4 protein-coding genes and 1 pseudogene are annotated in these 6,027 nt (G+C 56.8%); all 5 read left to right on the forward strand.

Annotation, left to right across the window (positions count from 1 at the left end; translation table 11 throughout):
- Positions 1-627, forward strand: a pseudogene (locus H9X86_RS11415) (hypothetical protein); the annotation flags it as partial.
- Positions 628-942: 315 nt separating this feature from the next.
- Positions 943-1,347: a hypothetical protein gene (locus H9X86_RS11420; RefSeq protein WP_204901645.1), complete on the forward strand. Its 405-nt coding sequence runs from the start codon at positions 943-945 to the stop codon at positions 1,345-1,347.
- A 3-nt stretch (positions 1,348-1,350) separates the two neighbouring features.
- The gene (mobP3, locus tag H9X86_RS11425; RefSeq protein ID WP_204901646.1) at positions 1,351-3,306 is read left to right on the forward strand and encodes a MobP3 family relaxase; all 1,956 of its coding nucleotides are present in this window, start codon (positions 1,351-1,353) and stop codon (positions 3,304-3,306) included.
- A gap of 12 nt (positions 3,307-3,318) precedes the next feature.
- Positions 3,319-4,230: a DUF3991 and toprim domain-containing protein gene (locus tag H9X86_RS11430; protein ID WP_204901647.1), complete on the forward strand. Its 912-nt coding sequence runs from the start codon at positions 3,319-3,321 to the stop codon at positions 4,228-4,230.
- Positions 4,231-4,289: 59 nt separating this feature from the next.
- Entirely contained in the window at positions 4,290-6,020 is a 1,731-nt protein-coding gene (locus H9X86_RS11435) for a type IV secretory system conjugative DNA transfer family protein (protein ID WP_204901648.1), read from the forward strand.
- Positions 6,021-6,027 lie beyond the last annotated feature (7 nt).

Consider the following 6,027-nt stretch of genomic DNA (forward strand, 5'->3'; position numbering starts at 1 on the left):
CGATTGGACAACACCGGACGAGTGGTGGGTGCATTCCACATTGACCTGGACAACGGGCGGCTCGATGCACTCAACATCATGGACGGCTGGCAGCGATTCCGCATTCAGGATGTCAGCACCGCCGTCTACTTCGCCATGAAGAAAAGCATCGCATCCCCGGAAGAACGGTGGCGCATCTTCCTGGATCGTCTGCAAGGAAAAGAGGTCACATACGAAACAGAAGCGCAGTATCTCACTGGCAGTCGGATGCTCCGTGCAGAGGACATCTCCTTCGCAGAGGATATTATTCAGCACGACAACCTGCTGGCGTTCTACACGGAGGTATCGTCCTTTGCGGATCAAGTGTTTGGAACCAATGTGTGTACGACTGAGAATGATGACTGGCTGAACATCTACGCCAGCTATGATCTGGATCACGGTTGTGTCTGCGACTCGCTGGACGTGTACCTGCGGCACGGCAACGGCGATGAACAGGACTTCAAGTACCGGCTCAGTGCTGAGGAGCAGGCCCTGCTCCTCCCCAAGATGGATGCCTACTGTCAGGAGCGTTTGGGCCAAAGCTTGGAGGAGTGCTGTGCAGACTTCCTGACCGAGCAAACTCGCACCGTGCCGGAGATGCAGATGTAGCGCCGTATTGCCCCCTGTGGGCCGATTTACGGGGCTTCCCCAGGCTCCCCCACCGTGTACCCCTCCCAGGGCAGTTGCGGGGGATTTGGGCCGATTTACGGAGCAGCGGGTAGCCGACGAAAGCGAAGCAGGGGAAAAGAGAGGGGTCGTGACCGCCCCCTCTCCCGCCACAACTGCCCGCAGTGCGGGCAGTTTGCGGGTTCCACCACCGGGGTCGTGAGCAGCATTTTTCAGCCGCCACGCCGTCGTGAACCGTGAAACCCTTAGAGTCCCAAGAAATTCAGCGGGGTCGTACCCCCGCAAAGGAGGAATTGAATGAGTGATGTTAAGAAAAAACACGCCTTCTGGCTGACACCCGAAACCAAGGATTTGGTGGAGCAAGCATATGCCGCAGACAACTGCAAGAGCCAGAGTGAATTTGTGGAAAAGGCAATTCAGTTCTACGCTGGCTACCTGAACACCAAGAACGCCAGTGCCTTCCTGCCCGAAGTTCTCTCCACGATACTCATTGGTATCATGGATGACTTCGCACAGCGCATTGGCAGACAGCTCTACAAGGTGGCCGTGGAACAAAATCTGTGCAACCACATTCTCATCTCCGACACCGACATGGACCAGCGGACCTACCAGCTCATGCGTGGCCGGAGTGTGCGGGAGGTGGACAGCACCAACGGACGCATCACATTCAAAGAAGTGTTGGACTTCCAAAGGTCTGTGTAACCTGTGACAAAGCTGGTACAGAAAAGCGGCTACATCCAAGCGTCTAAGGCCGGCGGGTACATGAAGTACATTGCCACCCGTGAAGGAGTGGAGAAGTTGGTGGGCAACGGCCCTGCCACCAAAGGACAGCGGGAACTCATTCAGAAACTGCTCCACGACTTCCCCGATGCCAAAGAGCTGTTCGAGTACGAAGACTACCGCAAGACACCCACTCTGGGTACCGCCTCTGCCTTCATCACCATGGCACTGGACGCCAACCTCCACGAGATTCATTCGGAGAGTGGGTATATGCAGTACATTGCTACCCGCCCCCGTGTACAGCGACGGGGCTCCCACGGGCTGTTCAGCGCCGCCCCTTCCGTGGATCTGGATACCGCCATGTCCCAGCTGGAATCCCATGAGGGGAATGTGTGGACCATCATCTACTCTCTCCGCCGTGAGGATGCGTCCCGGCTGGGGTACGACCATGCAGAGGCGTGGCGCTCCCTGCTGATGCGACACACGAAGGACTTAGCCAAGGCTATGAAAATCCCCGCCGATCACTTCCGCTGGTACGCAGCCTTCCATGATGAGGGCCATCACCCTCACATTCACATGATGGTGTGGTCCGATCATCCCAAGGAGGGCTTCCTGTCCAGAGACGGCATTGCGGCCATGCGCTCCAAGCTGACCAACAGCATCTTCCGGGATGAGATGAATGCGCTCTACCAGAGAAAAGACGTTGCCTACAAGGAACTCACGGAGACGGCACAGGACACCATGCGGGAGCTGATTCGCAGGATGGCACATCAGCTCTGCGACAGCCCCATCATCGAGGAGAACATGAGCCAGCTGGTACAGGCCTTGGAAACCACCAGCGGGAAAAAGCAGTACGGCTATCTGAAGAAGCCCCTGAAGACCCTGGTGGACAACATTGTGGATGAGCTGGCCAAGCAGCCGGAGGTGGCCCAGTGCTACAAAGCCTGGAATCGCATTCGAGATGAGCTGAACCAGTGCTACAACAACACCCCCAGGGAGCATCTTCCCCTCTCTCAGCAGAAAGAGTTTCGTAAAATCAAAAACGATGTGATCCGGGAGGCCGAGAACATTCGTCTCGGCCTCCTGACCTTTGAAGACGAAGCCATGCGGGACGAGCCAGAGCCAGACACCGAACCAGAGAGCCAACAGACCTATCGAATCTATGAGCAGGCACAACGCTATCGTGCTACCAAGGCTGTCCTGCAGGACATCTATGCGCTGGATGAAGAACACACCCAAGCCGTTAGTGAGCTGGAGCAGCTCTGGGATGAGGGCTACACCGTAGCGGCACACCAGCTGGGCAAGTTTTTTCGTGGCTCCCTCTCCACCCTGCGGGATTACCAAAAGGCGGAGCAGTGGTTCCGTCTGTCCGCAGAGGCGGGAAATGACTGTTCAGAATATGCCCTGGGCAAACTGCTCCTCACCCAGAAGCGCACAACGGAAGCAGTGCAGTGGCTGGACAAAGCAGCCGATCACGGAAACCAGTTCGCCCAGTATCGTCTGGGCAAGCTCTACCTCACCGGCGAAGCTGTTCCCAAGGATGTGTGGAAAGCACTGGAGTACCTGAAGTCCTCAGCTGGACAGGAAAATCCGTTTGCACAGTACACCCTGGGTAAGCTGTATCTCCTGGGCAGTGATGTAGCACAGGACCGAGAGCAGGCCCAGGAGTGGCTGTCCCGATCAGCATCCCAGGGCAACCCGTATGCTCAATTCTTCCTCGACCGCCTGGACCAGTTCCGTGATCCCTCTGTGATGCTAGCCGCAACGAAACTCCTCCACCACATGGGCAGGATCTTCCGGGACAACTCTGTCCCGCCCCAAAACCCGGCAGGCATTCGCATTGACTCCAAACGTCGAAGGCGGCTCACAGAGAAGCGCATGGCCATAGGCCACAAGGCAGACGATCACGAGGAACCACTCTCCTATCAGCACACCATGTAACAGGAGGAACTCATGTCAACCTATATTCACTTCACAGATGAACAGAAGGAACGGGCTGCCACCGTGGACCTGGAATATTTTCTCCGGCAGAGAGGCGAGAAACTGCTCTCCTCCGGTCGGGACAAACGTCTGGCCTCGGACCACAGCGTCACCATTCGTGGTTGCCAGTGGTTTGACCATGACAGCCGCCAGGGTGGCAATGCCATCAGTTTCGTCCGCTTTTTTTACAATCGCACTTACCCGGAGGCGGTCACCATGCTTCTGGATGAGATGTACCCCTGTGCGCCCAAAGCGGCAGAGGCACCACCCAAACCCTTTGCACTGCCCCCGGTCAACTCCGATATGCGCAGGGTATACGCCTATCTGGTGAAGCACCGGAATATTTCCAGAGACGTGGTGGCGTACTTCGCCAGGAAGAAACTCCTGTATGAAGATGCCAAATACCACAACGCAGTATTTGTGGGTAGCGATGAAACCGGGGTTCCCCGCCATGCCCACAAGCGCAGCACCAACAGCTCCGGCAAAGCCTTCCGGCTCAACGTAGAGGGGTGTGATCCCCGGTACACCTTTCACCACATGGGCACCGATGGGAGCCTCTATGTGTTTGAGGCCCCCATCGATCTGCTGTCCTATATCACCCTACATTCGGTAGACTGGCAGCGCCACAGCTATGTGGCCTGCTGCGGCACCTCCATTCAGCCGGTGGAGAAGATGCTGGAGCGGATGCCCCAACTTGATACTGTTCTGCTCTGCCTGGATAATGACGAAGCAGGACACGCAGCCAGTCAGCGCATGAAGACACAGCTGGAGGAGAACTACACCGTGGAACGGCTCGCTCCAGAACACAAGGACTGGAACGATGACCTGATCGCACAGACCCAATCGAGAAATGAGGTGATGCCCTTGTGCCAAACTTTTGGCTAAACTTCGTGGAAACCGTCCAGTCATCCAAAGTTGTCCCTCTCATCATCCTAGGGCTCGTCATGGTGCTGGTCATCGGTGGGCTGTCCGCCCTCTCCCACCACTACACCCTCAATGGCATCAAGTCCAGAACGGTGGGTGACGGCCAGCACGGCACAGCACGGTGGGCCACACCCAAAGAGATCAAGAAAACCTATGCCCACATCCCCTTCCAGGTCAAGGAGTGGCGCAGCGGACAAAACCGTCCTACCCAGCAGGGACTGGTGCTGGGATGCAAAGGCAAGAAGAACAAGCCCATAGCTCTGGTGGACAGCGACGACATCCACTGCCTGATGATCGGCGCCAGCGGCATCGGTAAAACTGCCTACTTTCTCTACCCCAACCTGGAATATGCCTGTGCCAGCGGCATGAGCTGGCTAGCCCTGGACAGCAAAGGTGACCTGGCTCGGAACTATGGGACGATTGCCAAGGAGTGCTATGGGTATCACGTCTCTGTCATTGACCTGCGAAACCCCACCCGCTCGGATGGCAACAACCTGCTGACCCTGGTCAACCGATACATGGACATTGCCCGAAGGGAGCCAAGCAATCTGGCGGCCCGTGCCAAGGCAGAAAAGTATGCCAAGATTTTATCCAAAACCATCGTCAACCCAGATGGCGATGACGGCAACCGAGGGCAAAATGCCTTCTTCTACGATGCAGCTGAAGGGCTGCTCACCTCAGTCATCCTGATGCTGGCTGAGTTTCTTCCCCCCGATGCCAAGCACGCCCAGGAGCGCCGACACATTGTTTCGGTGTTCAAGCTGGTCCAGGACCTTCTGGAACCCAGCGGAACCAAAGGTAAGAGCCACTTTCAGATCCTGATGGAAAAGCTACCCCCGGAGCATAAGGCCAAATGGTTTGCTGGAGCCGCTCTCAACAGCGCCGATCAGGCCATGGCCTCCGTCATGTCCACAGTGCTTTCCCGGCTGAATGCCTTTCTGGACTCTGAGCTGGAGCAAATCCTTTGCTTTGACAGTGCCATGGATGCCGAGAAGTTTGCTTCGGAGAAGTCCGCCATCTTCCTGATCCTGCCGGAGGAAGACACCACCAAAAACTTTATGGCGGGACTGATGATCCAGAACTTGAGCCGAGAACTGTTTGCCGTGGCAGATGAAAATGGTGGCAGGCTGAAAAATCGGGTGGTGCTGTTCTGCGATGAGTTCGGCACCATGCCCCCCTTTGACATCCTGCCCCTCTTCTCCGCCGGCCGCTCCCGCCGTCTCACCCTGGTACCCATCATTCAATCCCTGGCACAGCTGGAGAAAAACTACGGCAAAGAGGGCTGTGAAATCATAGCTGACAACTGCCAGGACACCATTTTCGGCGGCTTTGCCCCCAACAGCCAGACCGCCGAAGTGCTGTCCAAGGCCCTGGGCAGCCGCACCGTTCTGTCCGGCTCTGTGAGCCGGGGCAAGAACGACCCCGGACAGAGCCTGCAGATGATGGAGCGTGCCCTGCTCACCCCGGACGAGCTGAAATCCATCCCCAAGGGCAGCTTCATCGTCATGAAAACCGGCACTCATCCCATGCGCACCCGCCTCCGGCTCTTCCTGGATTGGGGCATCACATTTGGAGCGCCATACACCGTGCCGGAGCGAGCCAATCGAGAGGTGGACTGTGCCAACCGCGTGGATCTGGCACAGAACCTCCCCCAATCCAACAAGTTCGTGGGGCAGGATGCAACCTGGAACCAAACTGCGGTTAAGCGAAAATCCAGCCGCACAAAAGCGTTTGGAGATGACGAGATATGAGTTACTT

Origin of the sequence: Pseudoflavonifractor capillosus (genome assembly GCF_016902575.1) — a bacterium.
GTDB lineage: Bacteria > Bacillota > Clostridia > Oscillospirales > Oscillospiraceae > Enterenecus > Enterenecus capillosus_A.

Coding starts and splice junctions, on each gene's coding strand:
- H9X86_RS11420 (WP_204901645.1), top strand. CDS start 943: ATGAGTGATGTTAAGAAAAAACACGCCTTCTGGCTGACACCCGAAACC.
- H9X86_RS11430 (WP_204901647.1), top strand. CDS start 3,319: ATGTCAACCTATATTCACTTCACAGATGAACAGAAGGAACGGGCTGCC.
- H9X86_RS11435 (WP_204901648.1), top strand. CDS start 4,290: ATGGTGCTGGTCATCGGTGGGCTGTCCGCCCTCTCCCACCACTACACC.